Below are 22,691 nucleotides of genomic sequence, written 5' to 3' on the forward strand. Positions count from 1 at the left end.
TCTCCGACGACCGGCCTGAGATGCCAGCAATAGGACGATTGGGGGCGGTACTGTCCACGCCATGGGCCCGACGGCGCGGGGTGAGGCTGTTCGGCCGCCGGGGCGCACCGAACCGTCAGCTGACGGCGATGTTCTCGAGTGCGAAGGGCTCGTCCGGCGGTTCGGGGAGCGGACCGCTGTCGACCACGTAAGTCTGCGGATCGCGCCGGGCGAGACCTACGGGCTGATCGGGCCGAACGGCGCGGGCAAGACGACGACGATCTCGATGATCGCCGGGATCCTCGCCCCGGACGAGGGACGGATCGCCGTCGCCGGGCTGCCGATGACCACCCGGTCCGCGGCGGCGAAGGCGCTCGTCGGTCTCGTCCCGCAGGACGTCGCGCTCTACGAGGACCTGACCGTGCGGGAGAACCTGCGGTTCTTCGGCCGCCTGCAGCAGCTCCCGCGCCGCGAGCTTGCCGCTCGCATCGCCGAGGTGCTCGACGTCGTGGGCCTGGCCGACCGAGCAGGGGACCGGGTGTCGGAGTGCTCCGGCGGCATGAAGCGGCGGGCGAACATCGCCGTCGGCCTGCTGCACGAGCCCCGGCTGCTGATCCTCGACGAGCCGACGGTCGGCGTGGATCCACAGAGCCGCAACCAGATCCTGGAGAGCATCGGGGCGCTCGGCGTCGCCGGGATGTCGGTCCTCTACACCACGCACTACATGGAGGAGGCCGAACGGCTCTGCGACCGGGTCGGGATCATCGACGACGGCCGGATCGTCGCGGAGGGCACGCGCCGCGAGCTCATCGCCCGCATCGGCGAGCACGACCGGATCAACGTGGCCGCGACCGGCCCGCTCGACCGCTTCGCCGCGGCGGCGGCAGGCCTGTCCGGCGTGGTGAGCGCCGATGTGGTCGAGGGCGGCCTGACTGTGGCGGCGGCCTCCGCGGCCGCGGTGCTCGCGCCACTGGTCGCCGCCGGCGAGCGGGCGGGGGTCGCCATCGGCGCTGTCGAGGTGTCTGAGCCCGACCTGGAAACCGTCTTCCTGCACGTGACCGGCAAGACGCTGCGTGACTGAGGCGGACCTGTGACCGAGCCGGCCGAGGCCGCCGCGTGAGTGTCGCTGGCGGCCGGCCCCGGCCTGGGTGGGGCCAGCGGTGGCTCGGCCCGGTGCTGGTCATTGCCGCCACCGACCTGCGCCGCCGGCTGCGCAGCCGGTCGGCGATCATCAGCGGCATCGTCGGCCCGCTGGCCATGGCGAGTGTCTTCGGGCTGTTGCTGGGCGGGACGTCGGACGTGACGTTCACCATCGGGATAGCCGACGCCGACGGCTCGCCGGCCTCACGTGCCGTCGTCACCAGCCTGACCGCTTCCGGCGGGGACGGTGACGGCGGAACGGTCCGCTTCCGGTCGGTGGCTGTGCCAGCCGCCGAGCCCGCGGTCGACGACGGCGACCTGGACGCCGCGATCGTCCTGCCCGCCGGCCTGGGCGCGGCCCTGGGCTACGAGCGGCCGCCCGCGGCCGGCTCGCCGGCGCTCGCCGTGGCTGTGTTCGGTGACCCGTCCCGGCAGGTCGCGGCCCAGGTCGCGCGGGCGGTCGCGGACGGCGTGACGGCCGAGGCCAACTGGCGGGCGCTGGTCGCCGCCGGCCTGGCGAAGGCAGGCACGCCGCCGGCCGAGGCCTCGGAGCCGGCCGCCTCGCGCGGGGACGTCGAGGTGCTGGAGCTGGCACCGGTCGCCGCCGGCGGCGAGGGGCCCGACATCATCGCGTACTACGGCGCCGCGATGTCGATCCTCTTCCTGTTCTTTACGGTCGGCTTCGTCGCCCGATCGCTCGTCGGCGACCGGGATGAGGGCGTTCTTGGCCGGATCCTGGCGTCTCCGGTGCGGCCGGGCCAGCTGATCGCTGGTCGGGCGTTCTCGGTCGCCGTGCTCGGCGTCGCCAGCTTCGTCGTCGTCTGGCTGGTGACGACGCTGGCCTTCGACGCCCACTGGGGGCCGCCTGGCCCGGTCGCGGCCGTGGTCCTCGCCACGGTGCTGGCGGTGGCGGGTGTCGGGATGCTGGTCGCGTCGCTGGGCCGGACCGAGCGCCAGGCCGAGTCATACACCTCGCTGTGCGCGTTCGTGCTCGCGCTGCTCGGAGGCAACTTCGTCGGCCCTGGCGTCGGCCCGGACCTGCTGCGCCGGATCGCGATGTTCACTCCGAACGGGCAGTCGCTCACGGCGTTCGTCGACCTCGGCGCCGACGCGGCGCATCCAGGCGCGATTGCCCGCGCTATCGGCATCCTCGTCGCGATCGGCCTGGTCACCGGCGCGATCGGCGTGCTGCGGATCCATCGGGCGGTGACGCGGTGAGTGGTGACGTGGTGAGTGGTCGCGGGATGGGCGGTGGCGCGATGGGCGGTGGTGGTCGGCCGGCCGGGCCGGCCGCCGGGCGGGGCCGGTTGGCCGCGTTGTTCGCGTTCACGGCGGTGGTGCTGCGCATCCTGACCCGCGACCGGCTCGCCCTGTTCTTCCTGCTTGTCCTGCCCGTGGCCGTGATCACAGTGATCGGGGCGGCGTTCGGCGGCGCGGACCGGGCGTCGGTCGGGCTGGTGCGCCCTGGCGACGGGCAGGTCAGCCAGGCCGTCGAGAGGGCCTTGCGCGACGCGCCAGGGCTGCGGGTCCGCGGGCTCGCGAGCCAGGACGCGGCGACGGACGCGGTGCGTCGCGGCGACGTAGCGGCCGCGCTGGTGCTGCCGGCGACCCTGGACGCCGACGTGCTCGCCGGCCGGAGCGTGCGGGCGAGCGTCCTCACCGAGGCGACCAGCGGCGCGGGCGTGACCGCGCGCCTCGCGCTGGAGGGGGTCGTGAGCCGCGCGACCCTGCCCTTCGCGGCGGCGCGGACCGTCGCCGCCCAGGCGGGGGGCACCGTCGTGGCACGCGCGGACGCGCTCGCGGACGTGCCGCCGCCGCTGACCGTCCGCGTCACGGATGCTGGCGGCGGCCCGGCTGGCGCCTCGGCCAGCCGGTACTCGATGTTCGCCGCCCAGAACCTGGTGGTGTTCGTGTTCATCAACGCGATGGCCAGCGCCACGCTGATCGTCGCGGCCCGCAGGCAGGGCGTTCTGCGCCGGGCGCTGTCCACCCGGACCGGCCTGCCGTCGGTCCTCGGCGGCCTCGGCCTGGGATGGTTCGTGCTCACCCTGCTCCAGTCGGTGCTCATCCTGCTCACCGGCACGCTGCTGTTCGGGGTGCGCTGGGGGAATCCGGCGGCTGCCGCGCTGCTCGTGCTGTCCTTCGCCGGGGTCGGCTGCGGCGCGGGCCTGCTGGTCGGCGCGATCGGGCGTGATCCGGACAGGGTCGGGTCGATCACGCCCGTGGTCGGCATCGTGCTCGCCGCCCTCGGCGGCTGCATGGTCCCGCCGGAGTTCTTTCCACCGGTCATGACGACCATCGCCCACGCGACCCCGCACTACTGGGCGGTGACCGCCTGGGAGAGCGTCCTGTTCGACGGGGCTGGCGTCGCCGGCGTCGCCACCCACCTCGGGGTGCTCGCCGCCGCCGCCGTCGTGCTTGTCAGCCTTGCCGCTGGCCTGCTGCGTCGCGACCTCGCCCGCGGCTGAGCCCGCTGGGGTGGTTGCCGCGGTTGGGTCATTGGTCCGGTTGAGCGAGGGTCACTACCCGCAGTGTGCCGGCGATCTGGGAAAGTCACCAGGTATGGAACCCGACCCGGATGCCGGCCCCGCGCCGGATAGTGGGTTCCAGACGCGCCCCGCGCGGGGCGGGCGGTCGCCGCGCCGCGGCGCTCCGGTCCCGGCCGCTCCGGTCCCGGCCGCTCCGGTCCCGGCGGCACCGATGACCGGCGCGGCCTCTGAGGCCGCGGAGGCGCGCGTGGGCCGCGGCCGACTGGTGGTGGCGGTGGCGCTGTTGGATGGCGAGCGCCGGGTGCTGGCCGCGCGGCGGACCTCGCCGCCCGCCTACGCCGGGATGTGGGAGTTTCCCGGGGGCAAGGTCGAGCCGGGCGAGGAGGAGCTGGCTGCACTGGAGCGCGAGTGCCGCGAGGAGCTCGACGTCCAGATCGAGGCCGGCCCGGTGCTCGGCCAGGTCGAGCTCGCGAGCCCCGGCTGGCGCCTGCGGGTGTGGCTCGGTCGGATCCGCTCCGGCACGCCGCGCGCGGTCGAGGGCGGGGAGCTGCGCTGGCTGTCCGCCGCCCAGCTGGACGACGTCAGCTGGCTGCCGGCGGACCTGCCGCTCGTCGAGACCCTGCGCCGTCGCCTCCTCGACCCGAACCCGCTGGCGTTCCCCGCCGCCTGACCGGCCCACGCGCACGAGAGGCCGCCGCCGCTGCCGTCACCGCGCGCCTCCGATCGCGTCGGCTCGCATTCGCTTTTCCCAAGGACTCGCGTCGTACTGTTGTTGAAATCTCGTCGGCGGGTGGGTGTCCAGGCTCTCGCCGGGCGTAATGCCGCCGTGGGAGTCCGTACCATGGAAGGGACGCCCGAGGCCGGACCCGGGGTTCCTGCCGGATCGACGGAGCTTGCGGAGTCGATCTGGCAGGTCCGGGATCCGCCCGGGCTGTCGGCACGCCTGGCGGGCGCTGAACCGACGGACCATGACACGACGGACCGTGGTTGCGCGCCACCGTCATCGGATCCGGGCGTTCCTCGTAACGATCATCTCGGGGTCGAGCGCCCCCTGTCCGCCCCGGAGCCCACCACCGTGCTGACCAGCACCGAGCACACCAGCGCCACTCCCACCGGCGTCGTCCGCAGCCGCGGCGACCTTCGCAACATCGCGATCATCGCTCACGTCGACCATGGGAAGACCACCCTGGTCGACGCGATGCTGCGCCAGTCCGGCGCGTTCAGCGCGCACGCGAGCGAGGACCTCACCGACCGGGTCATGGACTCGATGGACCTCGAGCGCGAGAAGGGCATCACGATCCTCGCGAAGAACACCGCGGTCCGCTACGGCGACATCACCATCAACATCATCGACACCCCCGGCCACGCCGACTTCGGCGGCGAGGTCGAGCGGGGCCTGGCGATGGTGGACGGCGTGCTGCTGCTCGTGGACGCCAGCGAGGGCCCGCTGCCGCAGACCAGGTTCGTGCTGCGCAAGGCGCTCGCCGCCCGGCTGCCGGTGATCCTGGTCATCAACAAGGTCGACCGTTCCGACGCCCGGATCGCCGAGGTCGTCGACGAGACCTACGAGCTGTTCCTCGACCTCGACGCCGACGAGGAGCAGATCGACTTCCCGATCATCTACTGCAACGCCAAGGCCGGCCGGGCGTCGATCACCCGCCCCGCCGACGGTGACAGCCCGGACTCCCCGGACCTCAAGCCGCTGTTCGACCTGCTGGTGGAGACCATCCCGGCGCCCACCTATGTCGAGGACGCGCCGCTGCAGGCGCTGGTCACGAACCTGGACGCCTCGCCCTACCTGGGCCGGCTCGCGCTGTGCCGGGTGCACAACGGCACGATCCGCCGCGGCCAGCAGGTGATGCTCTGCCGCGCGAACGGGACCCAGGAGCGGGTCAAGATCAGCGAGATGCTGATGACCCAGGCCCTCGAGCGTTCCCCGGCGGAGCAGGCGGGCCCCGGCGACATCATCGCCATCGCCGGCATTCCCGACATCACCATCGGAGAGACGCTGGCGGACCCCGAGGACCCGCGCCCGCTGCCGATCATCACCGTCGACGAGCCGTCGATCAGCATGACCGTCGGCGTGAACACCTCGCCGCTGGCGGGCAAGTCCGGCAAGAAGCTCACCGCCCGCCTGGTCAAGGCGCGCCTGGAGGCGGAGCTCGTCGGCAACGTGTCGATCCGGGTGCTGCCGACGGAGCGGCCGGACACCTGGGAGGTACAGGGCCGTGGCGAGCTGCAGCTCGCCGTCCTGGTCGAGCTGATGCGCCGGGAGGACTTCGAGCTGACCGTCGGCAAGCCGCAGGTCGTCACCCGCGTGATCGACGGCAAGGTGCACGAGCCGGTCGAGCGGCTGACGATCGACGCGCCCGAGGAGTTCCTCGGTACCCTCACCCAGCTGCTCGCCCTGCGCAAGGGCCGGCTCGAGCAGATGATCAACCACGGCACCGGCTGGATCCGGCTGGAGTACCTGGTGCCCGCCCGCGGCCTGATCGGCTTCCGCACCGAGTTCCTCACCGAGACCCGGGGCACCGGCCTGCTGCACCACGTCTTCGAGGGCTACGAGCCCTGGTTCGGCGAGCTGCGCACCCGGGCGACCGGTTCGATGGTCGCCGACCGCTCCGGCCCGACGACCGCCTACGCCCTGTTCAACCTGCAGGAGCGCGGCACGATGTTCGTCCCACCGATGATCGACGTCTACGAAGGCATGATCGTCGGCGAGAACTCCCGGGCGGACGACATGGACGTCAACCCGACCAAGGAGAAGAAGCTCACCAACATGCGCTCGTCGACCGGCGACGAGCTGGTCCGGCTGACCCCGTACCGCCAGCTCACGCTGGAGCAGGCGCTGGAGTTCTGCCGCGAGGACGAGTGCGTCGAGGTCACCCCGGCGACGGTCAGGATCCGCAAGGTCGCGCTCGCCGCCCAGGACCGCGAGAAGCTCCGCTCTCGCCGCCGGGCGGCCGTCTAGGCCGGGCGCTCGATCGGTACGGTCGGGGTCGGACATCGACGCCGTCCGGTGCGCAACGACGCCGCCGGACTCCAGACCAGGGAGACGGTGGGCTGTGGGCGCGACGCCAGGTGAGACGGTGCTGGTGACGGGGGCGGCGGGGTTCATCGGGTCGCACACGTGCGTGGACCTGCTGACGGCCGGCTACCGGGTGATCGGGGTCGACAACTTCGTCAACAGCTCGGCGCGGGCCGTGGACCGGATCCGGGAGGTCGCCGGCCCGGCGGCAGGCGAGCTGGAGTTCGTCGAGGTGGATACCCGTGACGTCGCCGCCCTCGGGAAGGTGCTCTCCGCGACGCCGGTCGCGGCGGTCGTCCACTTCGCCGCGCTCAAGGCGGTCGGCGAGTCGGTGACGATGCCGGTCGAGTACTACGACACGAACATCAACGCGACGCTGCGGCTCGTCGAGGCGATGCGCGAGCACGGCCCCCGCCGGCTGATCTTCTCCTCGTCCTGCTCCATCCACGGCGACGTCGACGTCATCCCGATCCGAGAGGACGCGCCGGCCCGGCCCACGAACCCCTACGCGCGCACCAAGTGGATGTGCGAGCAGATCCTGGCCGACCTGTGCGTCGCCGAGCCGGACTGGCAGGTCACCGCGCTGCGCTACTTCAACCCGGTCGGAGCGCATCCGTCCGGGCTGCTCGGCGAGGATCCGCGCGGCGTCCCGAACAACCTGATGCCCTACCTGCAGCAGGTCGCGATCGGGCGGCGTGAGTTCCTGTCGGTGTTCGGCGACGACTACCCGACCCCGGACGGCACCGGCGTGCGCGACTACATCCATGTCATGGACCTCGCCGAGGGCCACCGGGCGGCGCTCGAGCACGCCGGCGCCGCCCCGGGCTTCCGGGCCGTCAACCTCGGCACCGGCACCGGGACGTCGGTGCGCCAGCTGCTGGACGCGTTCAGCGCCGCCTGCGGGCGGCAGCTGCCGTACAGGGTGGTCCCGCGCCGCGCCGGCGACGTGGCCGAGCTGGTCGCCGACCCGGCGCACGCCGCCGAGGTGCTCGGCTGGCGCGCCAGCCGCGGCCTGGCCCAGATGTGCCAGGACGCCTGGGAGTTCCAGCGGCGAAACCCTGGCGGCTACGACGGGGCCGCGGCATGAGCGAGGCACCTGTGGCCGCGCCGGCGGGGCTGCCGCCGCGCCGGGTGCTGTTCGTCCATGCCCATCCCGACGACGAGGTGATCGCTACCGGGATCACGATCGCCGCGTACGCCGCGCGCCTCGACACTCATGTGACCTTGGTCACTTGCACGCTTGGCGAGCTCGGCGAGGTGCTCGCCCCAGAGCTGGTGAACCTGCGCAGCGATCTCGGCGACCAGCTCGGCGGCTACCGGATCGGCGAGCTGGAGCGGGCCTGCGCCGCGCTGGGCCTCACGGACCACCGCTTTCTCGGCGGCGCCGGCCGGTTCCGCGACAGCGGGATGATGGGCACCCCCGGCAACGACGATCCGCGCTGTCTCTGGCAGGCCGACCTCACCGAGGCGACGGTCGAGCTGGTCAGGATCGTGCGGGAGGTGCGCCCCCAGGTGCTGGTCAGCTATGACGCCAACGGCGCCTATGGCCACCCCGACCACATCCGGGCGCACCAGATCACGGTCGCCGCGTTCACCGCTGCGGCCGATCCGGCCTTCGCTCCGGAGGCCGGATCGGCATGGGCGCCGTCGAAGCTGTATGAGACGGCGGTACCGAAGTCGTTCGTCGAGCGCGGCGTCGAGTACTTCGCCCAGGACGAGAACAGCCCGTTCCACGGCGCGCTGAGCGCCGACGACATCCCGATGGGGGTGCCGGACGAGCAGATCACGACCCGGGTCGAGGCGCCGACGTTCCTCGCGGCCAAGCTCGCCGCGATGCGGGCGCACCAGACCCAGATCGCCGTCGACGGGTTCTTCTTCGCGCTGGCCGACGGCGTCGGCCAGGAGGCGTTCGGGATCGACCACTACATCCTCACCCGCGGCGCCCTGAGCCACGACACCCTTGCGGCCGACGCCGACGCCGACGCGGCCGGTGCCGGTCAGGAGACCGACCTGTTCGCGGGCCTCGAGCTGTAGGCGGGGGCCCCGGGGTGTAGCCCCGGCGGGGCCGCACGGTGTGCCCTGGCGCGCCGTGGGGCCGTCGGGAGCCGGCGTCCGGCATCGGGGTGCACCGCGAGCCGGCGCTACTGTCGAGGTATGCCTCGTCCCAGCACAGGTCCGCGCCCGCCGACGCCCGGTGCGTCCGGCGCGGGTGGCGCGGGCCGGCTGGCCGACTCGGTGGCGGCGAGGGTGACGGGGCTGGGCACGTCGTCGGTCGACCAGCGCGCGGAGCCGTCCCGGCTCTTCCTCGGCTGCGCCTACGCGTTCGGCCTGCTCGCGGGGGTCGTCCTGGGTGTCTACGGGGTGGCCGCGGTGCCGGCTGGCCCGCGGCCGGGCGGCACGCTGCTGTCCCTTGGCCTGCTGCTCGTCGTCGTCGGCAACGTCGGGGTCCCGATCCTGGTGCGCTGGCTGACGGGGACGCGGCTGGGCGCGTGCATCATGCTGATCGGCTGGACGCCGGTCGTGCTCGCGCTGGGCTCCACGCGGGGCGAGGGCGACCTGATGCTGCGTGCCTCCTCCACCGCCTACCTGTTCATGGGCGTGGGCGTGGTGGCCCCCCTCCTGGTGGCCGTGCTGCGCCCCAGCCGCCGTGGCCTGACCGCCTTTCCGCCCATGCCCTAGCTGGTTCTCCGGGGAGCCCTGGGCTCCTGGGCGCAGCGGTTCCCTAGTTGAGGCGGGCTCGGGCGGAGATGGCCGCTGAGCGGGCCGCCGCGGCGGCGGTGGGTTCGGCGACCTCGACCGCGTCGGCGAAGGTGACCAGATCGTGCGCGCCGCTGAGGAACTCGCCGCGACGGATCAACAGCTCGCCGCGTTCCCGGCGCAGGCTGGCCGGGTGGTGGGGGAGCAGCAGCGACAGCTCGACGGCCCAGAGCCGGGTCGCGGTGGCGTCCGTGCGGGCGGCCAGTACCCGGATGTTGCCGAGCACCCGGGCGAGCAGGTCCTCGAAGCTCATCGGCGCGAGCTGCGCGCGGCTGAACGGGACCCCGGCGGCTCGGACCCGGGCCGCCGCGTCGTGGACGGTGATCCGCCGGCCGCCGGCGAACGGGTCGACGAGGACGTTCTCCCTAGGGGTGCCGAGCGCGACCACCACGTGGCCGGGCAGCCCGACCGGGTAGGCCGGCACGCCGAGCCGGGAGGCGACATCGAGCCAGATGACCGAGAGCACGATCGGCAGGCCGTGCCGGCGGCGCAGCACCGATGGCAGCAGGGAGGCCCGCAGGTCGTCGTAGTCGCTGCTGAGGCCGGCGAAACCGGCCCGCTGGCCCAGCGCCTCGTGCAACGCCTCGGCGACGTCCATCGGGTCCGGGCCGCCGCCCAGCTCTCCAGCGGAGCCGCCAGGGGTGGCGCCGGAGGCCGTGGCGCGAGTGGTCTTGGCGGCGAGCACCGGGCGTGCCTCGTCGGCGAGGCGGTCCAGCGCGCCGAGCAGATCGGCCGCCTCCGCGTCCGGCTCGGCCTCGGCGGCGATCAGCTGGCAGGCGAGCGCGAGGTCGATCGGTGTCCGGCGCACGACATCTGCGAACCGGGCTCGGCTGCGGGCGCTCATGGGCGGGCCTCCACATCCTGGGCGTCCGGATCCTGGGCGTCCGGGCCGGGGGTCGCTCCCTGGTCGGTTCCCGCGACCGGCGGAGTCCGCGTTGGTCGCTCGAAACCGTCCGCTGACCTACCCTGGCGCTGACCTACCGGCAGACCTCCCAGTTCGGCGATCTGGGAGGGGCTCTGCCGTCGATCGGGCCGTGACCTGCGGATAGGCGGCGGAGGAATGACCTTGGCCGCTACGAGCTCGCCTTCAGGAACTCTGATGATCTCGCCGTTCGCGTGCACGACGGTCAGGACCCCGGCTGTCCATGCCTGGAGGGTTCCGATAACGTCCGTCAGCGGCACCGGCCCCGCGATGCGGCGCCGGATCACGACCCGCGCGCCGATGTCGGCCCGAGTGATGCGGACGACATACACGACTAGCGAACGCCCTTGCTGTCGACACGGAACGGTCGAGGTCGATACTAAGGACTCAGTCGCCCGTGAGCCGAGGAGGAACATCCGGTGACCTACGTCATCGCCGAGCCCTGTGTCGATGTCAAGGACAGGGCTTGCATCGAGGAGTGCCCGGTCGACTGCATCTACGAAGGCGGTCGGATGCTCTACATCCAGCCTGACGAGTGCGTCGACTGCGGTGCATGTGAACCCGTCTGCCCGGTTGAGGCCATCTACTACGAAGACGATGTGCCCGACCAGTGGAAGCCGTACACCGACATCAACGCCAACTTCTTCGAGGAACTGGGTTCGCCCGGGGGCGCGTCGAAGGTCGGTGCGTTGGACCACGACCCGCCTGTTGTCGCCGCGTTGGCGCCGCAGGGTGAGCACTGAGCGGGGAAGCGGGGGCGCCGGGATCCTCCCGAATGCCACATCCCGCCGCGGTCTTCGGCCGGCGAGCCCGGTCGAAGGTCCGGCTGCCTGACTTCCCGTGGGATCTCCTTGCCCAGTACAAGGAGAAGGCCAGCCAGCACCCGTACGGGCTGGTCGACCTGTCCGTCGGGACTCCGGTCGACCCGGTGCCGGCGGTGGTCCAGCAGGCGCTGGCCGCCGCCGCGGACTCGCCGGGGTACCCACTGACGTGGGGCACCCCGCGGCTGCGCGACGCGGCGGCGGGTTGGCTGGCCCGGCGGCTCGGGGTGCTCGTCGACCCGTCGGCGGTGCTGCCGGTGATCGGGACCAAGGAGCTGGTCGCCCAGCTCCCGGGCCAGCTTGGCCTGGGGCCTGGAGACCGGGTCTGGGTGCCGACACCGGCCTACCCGACGTACGAGGTCGGGGCGCTGCTCGCCCGTTGCGAACCCGTCTACGGGCCGGCGGACGGCGTGGCGCTGGTCTGGTTGAACTCCCCGTCCAACCCGACCGGCCGCTGCCTGGGCATCGACGAGATGCGGGCGGTGGTCGCGTGGGCGCGGGAGCGCGGCGCGATCGTCGCGAGCGACGAGTGCTACATCGAGCTCGGCTGGGAGTCCCGCGCCGTCTCGGTGCTGCACCCGGACGTCTGCGGCGGCTCGCACGAGGGCCTGCTCGCGGTGCACTCGCTGTCGAAGCGGTCGAACCTGGCCGGCTACCGCGCCGGGTTCGTCACCGGTGACCCGGCGCTGGTCCGCGAGCTGCTCGAGCTGCGCAAGCACGCCGGTCTCATGCTGCCGGACCCGGTTCAGGCCGCGATGACGGCGGCGCTCGCCGACGACATGCACGTGGCCGACCAGCGGGCCCGGTACGTCAACCGGCGTACCGTCCTCGGCGCCGCGCTGGCGGTCGCCGGGTTCACGATCGAGCACAGCGAGGCCGGCCTGTACCTCTGGGCCACCCGCGGCGAGGACGCCTGGGCGACCGTCGACGCCCTCGCCAGCGTCGGCGTGCTCGTGGCGCCCGGCACGTTCTACGGCGAGGCCGGTCGCCACCATGTCCGGGTCGCGCTGACCGCGCCGGACGCCCAGGTCGCGACGGTGCCTGAGCGGATGGCCATGCTGCCGCCACCACGGCAGTCCGGCCCGCCGACGGGCGGTCTGCGTACCGGGGGGTACGCGTACCCGCCCGCCGGGCAGGCGTCGCCGGCCAACCAGCAGCAGCAACAGCAGCCGGGCCACTCCGGGGCGTTCGGCTCGGGCTCGCCCGGGCCGGTACCGGCGTCCGGCCGCGGGTACGGCGCTCCCGGATCCGGTCCGCCCCGGCCGGGATATGCCCAACCTGGCCAACCGGCCGGATACGGCCAGCGGGGATACCCGGACCAGGGATACCCGGACCAGGGTCGCTCGGCCTTCGACCAGCGGGCCGACGGCCAGCAGCCGGGGAACCAGCAGCCGGGGAACCGGCAGGCCTCACCGGTGTTCGACAACATCGCCGGTCTCGCCGACACCTACGGGAACCCGTCAGCTCCCGACCCCACCTGGCCGGCGGAGCCACCCGACATCCGCTGAGGACGGACCTTCTCGGCAGCAGCCGCGTGATCACCTGGTGATCACGCGGCTGCCGGCTTTTCGGCGGGATCTTCGGCCGGATGCCTTCGACCTCCTCGGCCTGCTCCCGCGGCCAGGCCGATTAGGGTCGGTCGGGTGAGCACCTCTGAATCCTTCGCCTCTCCGCTTGACCCGGTCGTCGACGAGCTCTGGGAGCGCCGGGCGGAGCTGAACCCGGGCGACGCCGACGCCCGCAAGGCCGTGGTCGCGGCCGTCGACGCCATCGACGCGGGCGAGGCCCGGGTCGCCCAGATCGCGGCCAGCGGCGCGATCGTCGTCGACGAGCGGGCCAAGCGGGCCATCCTGTTGTCCTTCAAGGTGCTGCCGATGGTCGAGTCCGCGGCCGGCGCCTTCCAGTACCACGACCGGGTGCCGCTCAAGACCCGGTTCGACGGCGTCCGCGTCGTCCCGGGCGCGATCGTCCGCTGGGGCGCCCACATCGCGCCCGGCGCCGTGCTCATGCCGAGCTACACCAACATCGGCGGCTACGTCGACTCCGGCACCCTCGTGGACACCTGGGCGACCGTCGGCTCGTGCGCGCAGGTCGGCCGCAACGTCCACCTCTCCGGCGGGGTCGGCCTCGGCGGCGTGCTCGAACCGCCGAACGCCGTGCCGGTCGTCGTCGAGGACGACGCGTTCATCGGCAGCCGGTGCATGGTCGTCGAGGGCGCGCGGGTCCGCCGGGGCGCGAAGCTCGGCGCCGGCGCCATCCTGACCTCCTCGACGCATGTGTTCGACGCCACCACCGGCGAGGAGTACCCGCGCGGCGAGATCCCGGAGCGGGCGGTGGCGGTCGGCTCTAGCAAGATGAAGAGCTTCCCCGGCGGCGAGTTCGCGATGCCGTGCATCCTCGTGCTGCGCGTCCTCGCCGAGGGCGAGATCCACGACAAGCTGGCCCTCAACGACGTCCTGCGCGAGCACGGCGTCGCCACCTGACCGGAGACCCTGGCTAGGGTGCGGCCATGGAGCTGGACATCGCGGCGCCGCCCGGGGAGCTGACCAGGGCGCTGGTGGACGTCGAGTCGGTGAGCGGCGGCGAGGGGCCGCTCGCGGACGCGGTCGAGAAGGCGCTGGCCGGCCTGCCCGGCCTGAGCGTCGACCGGGACGGCGACGCGGTCGTGGCGCGCACCCGTCTCGGCCGGCCCAGCCGGGTGGTGCTCGCCGGCCATCTGGACACGGTCCCGGTCGCCGAGAACCTGCCGGCCCGTCTCGACGGTGGCCGGCTCTTCGGCTGCGGCACGTCCGACATGAAGGCGGGCGTCGCCGTGATGCTGCACCTGGCCGCCACCGTGCCGCCGGCCAGCCTGGCGCACGACCTGACCTGGGTGTTCTACGACAACGAGGAGGTCGCGGCGGCCCACAACGGGCTGCGCCGGCTCGCCGCGGCGCATCGCGACTGGCTGGACGGCGACCTCGCGGTCCTCATGGAGCCGACCGCCGGCGAGATCGAGGCGGGCTGCCAGGGCACGCTGCGGGTGGTGGCGGCCCTGCCGGGCCGCCGCGCCCACTCGGCCAGGTCCTGGCTTGGCGACAACGCCATCCACCGCGCGGGCGACCTGCTCTCCCGGCTCGCCGCGTACGAGCCCCGCGCGGTGGTCCTGGACGGATGCGAGTACCGGGAGGGCCTGTCCGCCGTGCGCATCTCGGGCGGGGTGGCCGGCAACGTCATCCCGGACCGGTGCGAGGTGACGATCAATTTCCGGTTCGCGCCGGACCGGGACGAGGCCGGTGCCCTCGCGCACGTCCGCGAGGTGCTCACCGGGTACGAGCTGGAGCTGACCGACAGCGTGGGCGGAGCGCCCCCCGGCCTGGCCGCGCCGGCGGCGGCCGCCTTCGTGGCGGCCACCGGACGCACCCCGCGGGCGAAGTACGGCTGGACGGACGTCGCCCGCTTCGCGGCCCTTGGCATCCCGGCCGTGAACTACGGTCCCGGGGATCCCAACCTCGCCCACACCCGCGACGAGTACGTGGAGCTTGCGCTGGTCGACGAGGCCGAGCGCGTCCTGCGGGCCTACCTCACCGCTGGCGCGTGACCGGCGGGATTGGCGGTGGGGCCGCGGTGGCTGGCCTCGGAGCGGGCCGCCCCCGGTGACGCCGATTTATGTGATCTATCTCATATGTCAAACCTGCGCCGTGCTGACCGGCCCCGCGGGTCCAGTATGCGCGTGGCCTATGGTTCCGGGGTGACACCCTTCCAGCCCGGTGAGCCGGCCGCGCCGCCCCACACCGCGGACGTGCTCGGCACGCCCGTACCCGCGGGGCGCAGCCAGGGCGAGCCCGACACGGACCGCCAGTCGTCACCGCCGCCGGAACAGCGGCGTGGCGCGCAGATAGCCCGGCGCGGTCAGGTCCGCCACTCCACCGCCGATCAACGGCTGCTGGCGAACCAGGACTCCGGTGACTTCGTCCACTCCGACCCGTGGCGGGTGCTGCGCATCCAGAGCGAGTTCGTCGAGGGCTTCGGCCTGCTCGCCGACCTCCCGCGGGCAGTGACCGTGTTCGGCTCGGCCCGGGTGCCGCGCGACCACCCCGACTACGCCGTGGGCCGCCGGCTCGGTGGCGCCCTCGCCGACGCCGGTTTCGCCGTGATCACCGGTGGCGGCCCCGGCGCGATGGAGGCCGTCAACCGGGGCGCGCAGGAGGCCGGCGGCCTGTCCGTCGGGCTCGGCATCGAGCTGCCGTTCGAGCAGCGGCTCAACGACTGGGTCGACCTCGGGGTCAGCTTCCGCTACTTCTTCGTCCGCAAGACGATGTTCGTGAAGTACGGCGAGGCGTTCGTCTGCCTGCCGGGCGGCTTCGGCACGCTCGACGAGCTCTTCGAGGCGCTCACCCTGGTACAGACCGGCAAGGTGACCCGGTTCCCCGTGGTGCTGCTGGGCACCGACTACTGGCGTGGCCTGCTGGACTGGCTGCGGTCGACGGTCGGGGCGACCGGACGGATCAAGGAGACCGACCTGGACCTGGTCTCGCTCACCGACGACGTCGATGAGGCGGTCCGGCTGGTCGTCGAGGGCACGGCGTCCCCGGGTGGGATGCGGCCCACGCCCCCGGCGAACGGCCAGGGCCGGGTAGCCCTATGAGGCTGTGTGCCCTGTGAGACTCTGCGTCTTCTGCTCGTCGTCCGAGCGGATCGACCCCGGCTACGTGCTGCTCGCGGCGCAGGTCGGCTCGGAGCTGGCCGCCCGGGGCCACGACCTGGTCTCCGGCGGCGGCTCGATCTCCTGCATGGGGGCGGTCGCGCGCGGCGCCCGCGCCGGCGGCGCGCACACCCTCGGGGTGATCCCGCGCAAGCTGCTGGAGCTGGAGGTCTCGGACACCGACGCCGACGAGCTGATCATCACCGAGACCATGCGGGAACGTAAGGCGATCATGGATGGCCGGGCGGACGCCTTCCTCGCGCTGCCCGGCGGTCTCGGCACGCTCGAGGAGCTGTTCGAGGTGTGGGTCGCCGCGATGCTCGGCATGCACGCCAAGCCGATCGTCGTGTGCGACCCCGACGGGGTCTTCGCCCACCTGCACACGCTGGTCGACGGCCTCGTCGACCGCGGCTTCGTCCGCCCCGACGCCCGTAGCCTGCTGCGCTGGGCCACGACCGTCACCGAGGCGCTCGACTTCCTGGAAGCCGCCGTCGAGGCCCACCACACCGCCGTACCCACGCCCGACGAGGCCATCGAGGCCTCCGCCCCTCCGGTCGACTAGGGCTCAGACCACGCCGCGGCGGGCGACGGCCAGGTCGGCGTCGCCGCGGATCGCCGCCACCATGCGCAGGACGCGACGGGTCGCTCCCACCTGGTGGGCCCGGAAGACGCGGGCGCCCAGCCAGGCGCTGACGGCGGTAGCCGCGAGGGTGCCCTCGAGGCGTTCCTCGACGATCGTGTCGAGCACCTCACCGACGAAGTCCTTGTTCGACATCGCCATCAGCACCGGCCATCCGGTGGCGACCAGCTCATCGGTCCGCTTGGTCGCCTCCAGCGAATGCCGGCTGTTCTTACCGAAGTCGTGCCCCGGATCGATGATCACCGCATCCGGACGTACCCCGACCGCGACGGCACGCTCGGCGAGCGCGCGGGTAGTGGCCACGATGTCCGCGACGACGTCCGGATAGCTCAGCCGGTGCGGGCGGGTCCGCGGCGGCAGGTGGCCGGCGTGTGTGCAGACCAGGCCCACGCCGCCCTCCGCCGCGACCTCGGCGAGCTCCGGCTCCACCCCGCCCCAGGCGTCGTTCAGCAGGTCCGCTCCCTCGCCGACCACCACGCGGCCGACCTCGGCCCGCCAGGTGTCCACGCTGATCACCGCGTCCGGGTGGGCGGCGCGCACCCGGGCGACGAACCCGCCGATGCGGCGCAGCTCCTCGGCCGGGCTGACCTCGCCGCCGGGGGCGGCCTTGACCGCGCCGATGTCGATGATCCCCGCGCCCTCGGCGATCGCCCGGTCGACGGCGGCCAGGGCCTCCGCCTCGCCGTAGGTGGCGCCGCGGTCGAAGAACGAGTCCGGCGTCCGGTTCACGATCGCCATGACGACCGTCTCGGTCGGCCCGAACACCCGGGTCCCGAGCCGCAGCGGCCCTGGCCGCCGTTCGGGACCCGCTGCCGCCTGGATGGCGGCCTGGGGCGGACCTGCGGGCGCGGCGACGTCACGAGACACCCCCCGAGCCTGCCAGACCGCCCGCTACGATCGGGGTGTGGTACTCGTCATCGAGGTCCTCGTGATCGCCGTGGTGGTCTTCGCGGTCGCGGCGCTCGCTGTCGGCTGGTTCGATCGGATGGCGCCCGCGCCGCCCGACGCCGTGCCGACCGGCCTGCCCGCGACCGGCCCCGTCGGCGCGCAGGAGGTCGCCGACGTCCGGCTCAACCTCGCCTTCCGCGGCTACCGGATGGCCGAGGTGGACGCGCTGCTCGCCAGGCTCGCCGGCGAGCTGGCCTGGCGGGACGAGGAGCTGGCTCGCCGCGACGAGGAGCTGGTCCGGCTGGCCACGTTCGCGCATACGGACCTGCCGACGGCTGCGCCGGCGGCGGGCACGACGTCCACGGAGACCTACTCGCCGACCGGCTCGCAGCCCCCGCTGGTCTAGCCGACCCGCATGCTCGCCTGAGCCGCCCCAGGCGCCTGTTTGATGCGCCTACCAGTCCGCCGATCTACCCTCAAACCGGGCATCCGTTACATACCGTTCGACCCCGGCCTACGCCTGAGCCGCAGTTGATCTATCTTCGCCCTGCCGCGTCACCGGACCTACCAGTCGGCGTCGGGTCTGACCTGGCAGATCGGTGGGGAGGCTGCGTCGACCGTTGTGGCTCTGCGGAGGGCCGTGTTTCGGTTTGCTGCCCCGGCTACGGGATAATCGTCGGCAGACGTACGTCCGACGGCAGGAAGAGGTGCACCGATGGCGGCCATGAAGCCGCGGACGGGTGACGGTCCGCTCGAGGTCACCAAGGAGGGGCGGGGGATCGTGATGCGTGTCCCGCTCGAGGGTGGCGGCCGGCTCGTCGTCGAGCTCACCGCCGACGAGGCGAGCGCGCTAGGCGACGCTCTCAAGACCGCGGTCGGGTAAGCGGGGGCGGTTGGCCCCGCTCGTCGCCCCCGCCAGGGCGGTGGCTTCCGCGGGCTCGTGTCGGTGCCCGTCGGCGAGCTTCCTCTGGACTACACCTCGGCGTCCGAACCGCCTGGACGTCGAGCTTCGCTCTGCCTCGGGGGTCGACGCCTCGGAGGTCGACGCCGGCGGATGTCGACGCCTCAGGGGTTGACGGCGATGAGCGGGGTAGAGCCGTCTCGGTCCGTGATAGCTGATCGCGATCAGGGAAGTGTGACTATCTCCATCCGTGATGGTGACCTGGGGCGCTGGAGCGTCCCGGTGGTCACCCTACGACCCGGCGGGCTGGCCGCGCCGGATTCGTCCGCGCTCGCAGTGGTCGTGCTGTCGTCCGGGGAGGCGGCTTCCGACGGCCGGGACGGCTCGGGCATGGCCGGCCCGGCCGCGGAGACCTACCGGGTCAGCCCGATGGCGAGCTCGGCCTGCGCCGAGCTCGGCATCGATCTCGACTCGCTGCTGACCACGCACGCCTTCGGCGGCGACGCCGGCTCGGTTCTGGTCGTTCCACTGGCCCGCGCCGAGTCTCCGACCCGACTTCTCCTGGTGGGCGCCGGCCTCGGCGGCGACGCCGACTGGCGTTCGGCCGGCGCGGCGCTCGCTCGCCGGGCCAGCGCCGGCGACCGGGTCGCCTTCGTCGCGGACCCGGACCCGGTGGCGCTCGCCGCGTTCACCGAGGGCCTGGCGCTGGCCTCCTACCGGCAGCCTCGCGGCCCGGGGAAGGCAGTGGTCGAGCCCGGCGCCTCGGCCGACGTCGAGGCTGGCGACCTCGCGGCCGGACAGACCGACCTGCCGGGCGACGAACGCGCCACCGACGCCGCGGACGCCGAGACCCAGACCGATGAGCTCTCGCCGGCGCGGGATCCGGCCACGCCGGCGGCGGCGGCGGAGCGCGGGCACGGCATCGACGAGGTCATCGTCTGGACGTCGCGCGCGCTGACACCGACGGAGCTGGCGGAGGCCACCGAGGCGGTCCGGCGAGCCGGTGTCCTCGCCAGGGCCGTGCTGACCGCTCGGGATCTCATCAACGTCCCGAGCCTGGTGAAGTCGCCGGAGTGGCTCGCCACCCGGGCCGCGGACGCGGCGCGCGCCGCTGGGCTGGAAGCGTCGGTGCTGGACGTCCGCGAGCTCGAGGCCGGTGGTTTCGGCGGGTTGGTCGCGGTCGGCGCGGGATCGGTGCGTCCGCCCTACCTGGTCGAGCTGCGCTACGAGGGGCCGCCGGCCGGTGATGGCGCCGAGCTGGGACATCGCGTCCTGGTCGGTAAGGGGATCACGTTCGACTCCGGTGGGCTCTCGCTCAAGCCGCCGGGGTCGATGGCCGCGATGAAGACGGACATGTCGGGCGCGGCCGCCGTTCTCGCCACCATGGTCGCGCTGCCGGAGCTTGGCGCGCCCGGCCGGGTCACCGGGCTGCTCTGCATAGCGGAGAACATGATCGGAGCCACGGCGATGCGCCCCGGTGACGTCATCACCTGCTGGGGCGGGCGGACGGTGGAGGTCCTCAACACCGATGCCGAAGGCAGGCTGGTGCTCGCCGACGGACTGGCATACGCGGCCGCCGAGCTCGGCGCGGACGTGCTGGTGGACCTCGCCACCCTGACCGGGGCGGTCTCGATCGCGCTCGGCCGTCGCACGGCCGGCCTGTTCGCGTCCGATGACGCGCTCGCGGGCGACCTCGCCACGGCGGCCGCGGCGGCCGGCGAGCGGGTCTGGCGGCTTCCGTTGGTCGAGGAGTACCGGCCGGCGCTGGAGTCGCCGGTCGCCGATCTCGCGAACATGGGCCGCGCGCTGGACGTGGGCGGCGGGTCGATCACGGCGGCGCTGTTCCTGCGCGAGTTCACCGACGGGCTGCCGTGGGCGCACCTGGACATCGCCGGCACCGCCCGGGCCGACTCCGACGACGCCGAGATCACCCGGGGCGGCACCGGCTGGGGCGTCCGTACCCTCCTGCGCTGGCTCACCACAGCCGGACCGTCGGCGGCCGCGGACTCCTCGGCCCCGGCCGGCGTCCTGGCCTCCTGACCGTCCTGGCCTCCTGACGCTCGGCCGGCGACGTCGTCCGTGGTCCTTCCTGGCCGGCGGCCCCGGCCCCAGGTCCAGGCGCTACCCGACGGCCTCGGGGCCGGACGCGCGGCCCGCGTCGAGTCCCCGTTCGGCCGGCTGGGGGGTGCGGCGCAGCCGTTCGCGCGCCCAGCGCAGGCTGTCGTGCTCGCCGACCCTCTCGCGCCAGCCGGCCAGTGCCTCCTCGACGCTCGCCAGGTCGGCCACGGCCAGGATTTCCACCTTCATCTCGTCGACGTCGGCCTGGTGGACGTTGTAGTGGTCGAAGACCGCGGCCAGCAGGCCGCCGCCCGGGTGGGGCTCGCGCACGGAGTAGATCTCGCCCGTCAGCGCGACCCAGCTCAGCCGGTAGGTCGACGACGGGTCAGTGTGGTCGGTCCACCCTTCACCGAACGAGATCTCTTCGGACTCTTGCCGGCGCGGGTCAGCCGTATAGAACTCATGGACGTTCACACGGGTGCGGTTCCCCACGGAAGCCGCCGGCAATCTGCCCCGTTGGTCCCCCTTCGCCATGCCGGATGGATGGGAAGGACGGCGGGACCGGCGGTCTCGGCGGATCGCTGGAGCTGATCGGGCGGGTCCGGATGGGTCAGCCGGCCGTCGCGGTGCCGAGAGGAACCGTGCCGACGGGCGCCGCTCCGGCCGGCGCGGCGAGCGCGGCGAGCGCGTCCCGGTAGCCGTTCGCGTCCGTCTCGGCGAGATAGCGCGACACCCGGAGCACCACGCCGCCCTGCTGGAAGTCGGACTCCTGGAGCAGCTGGCTCGAGGCGCTGGCCGTCCGCAGCCGCTGGACCCGGGAGCTCGCGGCGGCCTGATCGGCGAAGACCTCGATGCTGCCACCCTGGTCGACGGGGTCCTTGCTGGTGACGCCCGCCGGGTTGACGCCGGTCCTGGTGTCCAGGAAAGCGATCTTGCTGCTGTAGCCGCCCGGCTTGCCGAGCAGCTGGTTCGGGTCGCTCGACGCGTCGTAGACGATCGTGGTGTGCAGCGGGATGCCGGCGCCGAGCAGCCGGATGGCCACCTGTTCGGCGGTCAGCCCGGTCAGCCGGTCGGCCGCGGCGGAGGCACTGGCGGTCGGCGTGGCGGTGCCGGGGGTGCCGTCCTTCCCCGTCGTCACCCGGTTGAGGGTGAAGCCGATGAGCCCGGCGATGACGGCGACGCCGACCAGGAACGCGGCAAGCGAATTGTTGCTGCCCTGGTCACGGCCACCCCCGACGAAGGGCGGCCGACGCCGACGTGGTGGGCGACCGTGCCCCCTGGCGTCCTCGCCGGATCCGATTCGCCGATCCGGCGGATCCGGGTGCTCACCGCCGGAAGCGCCGTCACCGAACCGATTGCCCGACATGATCCTTCCCCCAGGTGCCGGCTTTATCCCGCGATGTGCGGTCGCCACCATCCGACACTAGTTCGCCGTCGCTTGCGCCTTGAACAGGGCCCCGCTAACGCCGGGGCCTGCGCCGCAGGTCTGTCGGAATGCCGACACGCTTACCGCGCCTTCAGGTGGCCGTAAGCCAACGGGAGTGAGCTGGAGAACGTGACAGTACCGCCACCAACCCGCGGGCCAGGACCTGCTGGCAAGCCTCCCCGGCCGCCGACCCGCCGCATGCATGGTGCGGGCTGGGCGGGAACCCCGTCGCCGATCCGGCGGGAACCCCGCGGACCTCGGCTACCCGACGGGCGAGGACTTCGCGACCGCGGCCACCAGCAGGCCGTCACCCGCGTTCAGCAACATCGGAGTGAGTCGGGCGTCGTCGCGGACCGCGGTCGCGAGCTCCCGGATGGCCATGATCTCCGGGTTGCGAACCGCCGGGTCGGCGGCGAGGCCGTCGAGAAGGATGCCCGCGAACACGACCACACCGCCCGGCCGCAGCAGTCGCAGCGCCTGGGTCAGGTACTCGGTGCCCTCTCGGCGGTCCGCGTCGCAGAACACCAGGTCGTAGGCGCCGTCGGTGAGCCGGGGCAGGACGTCCAGCGCCCGGCCGGTGATCAGACGGCTGCGGTTGGACGCCATTCCGGCGTCCGCGTAGGTCCGCCTGGCCAGTCGGAGGTGCTCGGCCTCCACGTCGATGGTGGTCAGCGTGCCGTCGGAGCGCATCCCGCGCAGCAGCCAGGTGCCCGAGACGCCAGTCCCGGTCCCTATCTCGACGACGGCACGCGCGCCAACGGACGCGGCGAGGAAACGCAGCACCGCGCCGGCACCGGGACTGACCGGGAGAATCCCGACCTCCTCGGCACGTGCGCGGGCAGCACGAAGGACGGGGTCTTCCAACAGGAAGCCCTCGGCGAAGGCGGCGGCTCGATCGGGTGCGCCGATGTCGGTGTCCGGCATGACATACAGAGCCTACGGGAACGGCGTACGACAG

General features: G+C 73.2%; 23 protein-coding genes. 17 read left to right on the forward strand and 6 right to left on the reverse strand.

Annotation, left to right across the window (positions count from 1 at the left end; genetic code table 11):
- Window positions 1-61 precede the first annotated feature (61 nt).
- The 8 genes from BCD49_RS12870 to BCD49_RS44990 all read left to right on the forward strand — a co-directional run bounded on the left by BCD49_RS12870 (window position 62) and on the right by BCD49_RS44990 (window position 9,315).
- Window positions 62-1,060, forward strand: a complete 999-nt coding sequence (locus tag BCD49_RS12870; protein WP_007511602.1) for an ABC transporter ATP-binding protein — start codon at window positions 62-64, stop codon at window positions 1,058-1,060.
- Between the two features lie 35 nt (window positions 1,061-1,095).
- Window positions 1,096-2,337 (forward strand): ABC transporter permease, encoded by a 1,242-nt coding sequence (locus BCD49_RS12875; protein WP_007511604.1) that lies wholly within the window; start codon window positions 1,096-1,098, stop codon window positions 2,335-2,337.
- Window positions 2,334-3,587, forward strand: a complete 1,254-nt coding sequence (locus BCD49_RS12880) for an ABC transporter permease (protein WP_131803449.1) — start codon at window positions 2,334-2,336, stop codon at window positions 3,585-3,587. Before BCD49_RS12875 ends, BCD49_RS12880 begins: the two co-directional genes overlap by 4 nt.
- A gap of 232 nt (window positions 3,588-3,819) precedes the next feature.
- On the forward strand, window positions 3,820-4,278 hold the full coding sequence (locus tag BCD49_RS12885; protein WP_007511607.1) for a (deoxy)nucleoside triphosphate pyrophosphohydrolase: 459 nt from the start codon (window positions 3,820-3,822) through the stop codon (window positions 4,276-4,278).
- A gap of 405 nt (window positions 4,279-4,683) precedes the next feature.
- Window positions 4,684-6,579: a translational GTPase TypA gene (typA, locus tag BCD49_RS12890; protein WP_007511610.1), complete on the forward strand. Its 1,896-nt coding sequence runs from the start codon at window positions 4,684-4,686 to the stop codon at window positions 6,577-6,579.
- A gap of 94 nt (window positions 6,580-6,673) precedes the next feature.
- Window positions 6,674-7,723, forward strand: a complete 1,050-nt coding sequence (gene galE / locus BCD49_RS12895) for a UDP-glucose 4-epimerase GalE (protein WP_007511612.1) — start codon at window positions 6,674-6,676, stop codon at window positions 7,721-7,723.
- Window positions 7,720-8,670 (forward strand): N-acetyl-1-D-myo-inositol-2-amino-2-deoxy-alpha-D-glucopyranoside deacetylase, encoded by a 951-nt coding sequence (mshB, locus tag BCD49_RS12900; protein WP_035924594.1) that lies wholly within the window; start codon window positions 7,720-7,722, stop codon window positions 8,668-8,670. The genes galE and mshB overlap by 4 nt, the downstream gene beginning before the upstream one ends.
- 120 nt (window positions 8,671-8,790) lie before the next feature.
- Complete coding sequence (locus tag BCD49_RS44990) at window positions 8,791-9,315, forward strand: DUF6113 family protein (protein WP_027140435.1); 525 nt, start codon at window positions 8,791-8,793, stop codon at window positions 9,313-9,315.
- A 43-nt stretch (window positions 9,316-9,358) separates the two neighbouring features.
- Here BCD49_RS44990 and BCD49_RS12910 read toward each other — a convergent pair whose 3' ends face one another.
- Together BCD49_RS12910 and BCD49_RS46380 are read right to left on the reverse strand one after the other, a co-directional pair.
- Window positions 9,359-10,237 carry a transglutaminase-like domain-containing protein gene (locus BCD49_RS12910; RefSeq protein WP_007511617.1) on the reverse strand — a complete coding sequence of 293 codons (879 nt, stop codon included), beginning with the start codon at window positions 10,235-10,237 and terminating at the stop codon, window positions 9,359-9,361.
- Window positions 10,234-10,731, reverse strand: coding sequence for a putative acetyltransferase (locus tag BCD49_RS46380; RefSeq protein WP_007511620.1), 498 nt, complete (start codon window positions 10,729-10,731; stop codon window positions 10,234-10,236). The genes BCD49_RS12910 and BCD49_RS46380 overlap by 4 nt, the downstream gene beginning before the upstream one ends.
- Window positions 10,732-10,734: 3 nt before the next feature.
- Between BCD49_RS46380 and fdxA the strand changes: the two genes are divergently transcribed.
- The 6 genes from fdxA (at window position 10,735) to BCD49_RS12940 (ending at window position 16,382) form a co-directional block, all read left to right on the forward strand.
- Complete coding sequence (fdxA, locus tag BCD49_RS12915; RefSeq protein WP_007511622.1) at window positions 10,735-11,058, forward strand: ferredoxin; 324 nt, start codon at window positions 10,735-10,737, stop codon at window positions 11,056-11,058.
- A gap of 32 nt (window positions 11,059-11,090) precedes the next feature.
- Window positions 11,091-12,644, forward strand: a complete 1,554-nt coding sequence (dapC, locus tag BCD49_RS12920) for a succinyldiaminopimelate transaminase (protein ID WP_007511624.1) — start codon at window positions 11,091-11,093, stop codon at window positions 12,642-12,644.
- Window positions 12,645-12,779: 135 nt separating this feature from the next.
- On the forward strand, window positions 12,780-13,619 hold the full coding sequence (locus BCD49_RS12925) for a 2,3,4,5-tetrahydropyridine-2,6-dicarboxylate N-succinyltransferase (RefSeq protein ID WP_007511626.1): 840 nt from the start codon (window positions 12,780-12,782) through the stop codon (window positions 13,617-13,619).
- A gap of 26 nt (window positions 13,620-13,645) precedes the next feature.
- Window positions 13,646-14,716, forward strand: a complete 1,071-nt coding sequence (dapE, locus tag BCD49_RS12930; RefSeq protein ID WP_007511628.1) for a succinyl-diaminopimelate desuccinylase — start codon at window positions 13,646-13,648, stop codon at window positions 14,714-14,716.
- A gap of 126 nt (window positions 14,717-14,842) precedes the next feature.
- Window positions 14,843-15,763, forward strand: coding sequence for a TIGR00730 family Rossman fold protein (locus BCD49_RS12935; protein ID WP_007511630.1), 921 nt, complete (start codon window positions 14,843-14,845; stop codon window positions 15,761-15,763).
- 13 nt (window positions 15,764-15,776) lie between these two features.
- On the forward strand, window positions 15,777-16,382 hold the full coding sequence (locus BCD49_RS12940) for a TIGR00730 family Rossman fold protein (protein ID WP_007511631.1): 606 nt from the start codon (window positions 15,777-15,779) through the stop codon (window positions 16,380-16,382).
- Window positions 16,383-16,385: 3 nt separating this feature from the next.
- Here the strand turns inward: BCD49_RS12940 and folP are convergent, their stop codons facing one another.
- Window positions 16,386-17,198 carry a dihydropteroate synthase gene (gene folP, locus BCD49_RS12945; RefSeq protein WP_051466787.1) on the reverse strand — a complete coding sequence of 271 codons (813 nt, stop codon included), beginning with the start codon at window positions 17,196-17,198 and terminating at the stop codon, window positions 16,386-16,388.
- Between the two features lie 166 nt (window positions 17,199-17,364).
- Here folP and BCD49_RS12950 point away from each other — a divergent pair, with 166 nt between their 5' ends.
- The 3 genes from BCD49_RS12950 (at window position 17,365) to BCD49_RS12960 (ending at window position 20,289) form a co-directional block, all read left to right on the forward strand.
- Window positions 17,365-17,754 carry a DivIVA domain-containing protein gene (locus BCD49_RS12950; protein ID WP_051466789.1) on the forward strand — a complete coding sequence of 130 codons (390 nt, stop codon included), beginning with the start codon at window positions 17,365-17,367 and terminating at the stop codon, window positions 17,752-17,754.
- 309 nt (window positions 17,755-18,063) lie between these two features.
- Window positions 18,064-18,231: a DUF3117 domain-containing protein gene (locus BCD49_RS12955; protein ID WP_007511639.1), complete on the forward strand. Its 168-nt coding sequence runs from the start codon at window positions 18,064-18,066 to the stop codon at window positions 18,229-18,231.
- Window positions 18,232-18,531: 300 nt separating this feature from the next.
- Window positions 18,532-20,289, forward strand: a complete 1,758-nt coding sequence (locus BCD49_RS12960; protein WP_007511640.1) for a leucyl aminopeptidase family protein — start codon at window positions 18,532-18,534, stop codon at window positions 20,287-20,289.
- A gap of 81 nt (window positions 20,290-20,370) precedes the next feature.
- Here the strand turns inward: BCD49_RS12960 and BCD49_RS12965 are convergent, their stop codons facing one another.
- The 3 genes from BCD49_RS12965 to BCD49_RS12975 all read right to left on the reverse strand — a co-directional run bounded on the left by BCD49_RS12965 (window position 20,371) and on the right by BCD49_RS12975 (window position 22,657).
- Window positions 20,371-20,781, reverse strand: a complete 411-nt coding sequence (locus BCD49_RS12965) for a hypothetical protein (protein ID WP_106410424.1) — start codon at window positions 20,779-20,781, stop codon at window positions 20,371-20,373.
- A gap of 136 nt (window positions 20,782-20,917) precedes the next feature.
- Complete coding sequence (locus tag BCD49_RS12970; RefSeq protein ID WP_007511642.1) at window positions 20,918-21,673, reverse strand: hypothetical protein; 756 nt, start codon at window positions 21,671-21,673, stop codon at window positions 20,918-20,920.
- Between the two features lie 321 nt (window positions 21,674-21,994).
- Entirely contained in the window at window positions 21,995-22,657 is a 663-nt protein-coding gene (locus BCD49_RS12975; RefSeq protein WP_007511643.1) for an O-methyltransferase, read from the reverse strand.
- Between the last annotated feature and the right edge of the window lie 34 nt (window positions 22,658-22,691).

It is taken from the genome of Pseudofrankia sp. EUN1h, from assembly GCF_001854645.1.
GTDB lineage: Bacteria > Actinomycetota > Actinomycetes > Frankiales > Frankiaceae > Pseudofrankia > Pseudofrankia saprophytica.

Coding starts and splice junctions, on each gene's coding strand:
- BCD49_RS12870 (WP_007511602.1), top strand. CDS start 62: ATGGGCCCGACGGCGCGGGGTGAGGCTGTTCGGCCGCCGGGGCGCACC.
- BCD49_RS12885 (WP_007511607.1), top strand. CDS start 3,820: ATGACCGGCGCGGCCTCTGAGGCCGCGGAGGCGCGCGTGGGCCGCGGC.
- mshB (WP_035924594.1), top strand. CDS start 7,720: ATGAGCGAGGCACCTGTGGCCGCGCCGGCGGGGCTGCCGCCGCGCCGG.
- BCD49_RS44990 (WP_027140435.1), top strand. CDS start 8,791: ATGCCTCGTCCCAGCACAGGTCCGCGCCCGCCGACGCCCGGTGCGTCC.
- BCD49_RS12910 (WP_007511617.1), bottom strand. CDS start 10,237: ATGAGCGCCCGCAGCCGAGCCCGGTTCGCAGATGTCGTGCGCCGGACA.
- BCD49_RS46380 (WP_007511620.1), bottom strand. CDS start 10,731: ATGTTCCTCCTCGGCTCACGGGCGACTGAGTCCTTAGTATCGACCTCG.
- dapC (WP_007511624.1), top strand. CDS start 11,091: ATGCCACATCCCGCCGCGGTCTTCGGCCGGCGAGCCCGGTCGAAGGTC.
- dapE (WP_007511628.1), top strand. CDS start 13,646: ATGGAGCTGGACATCGCGGCGCCGCCCGGGGAGCTGACCAGGGCGCTG.
- BCD49_RS12935 (WP_007511630.1), top strand. CDS start 14,843: ATGCGCGTGGCCTATGGTTCCGGGGTGACACCCTTCCAGCCCGGTGAG.
- folP (WP_051466787.1), bottom strand. CDS start 17,198: ATGGCGATCGTGAACCGGACGCCGGACTCGTTCTTCGACCGCGGCGCC.
- BCD49_RS12955 (WP_007511639.1), top strand. CDS start 18,064: ATGGCGGCCATGAAGCCGCGGACGGGTGACGGTCCGCTCGAGGTCACC.
- BCD49_RS12970 (WP_007511642.1), bottom strand. CDS start 21,673: ATGTCGGGCAATCGGTTCGGTGACGGCGCTTCCGGCGGTGAGCACCCG.
- BCD49_RS12975 (WP_007511643.1), bottom strand. CDS start 22,657: ATGCCGGACACCGACATCGGCGCACCCGATCGAGCCGCCGCCTTCGCC.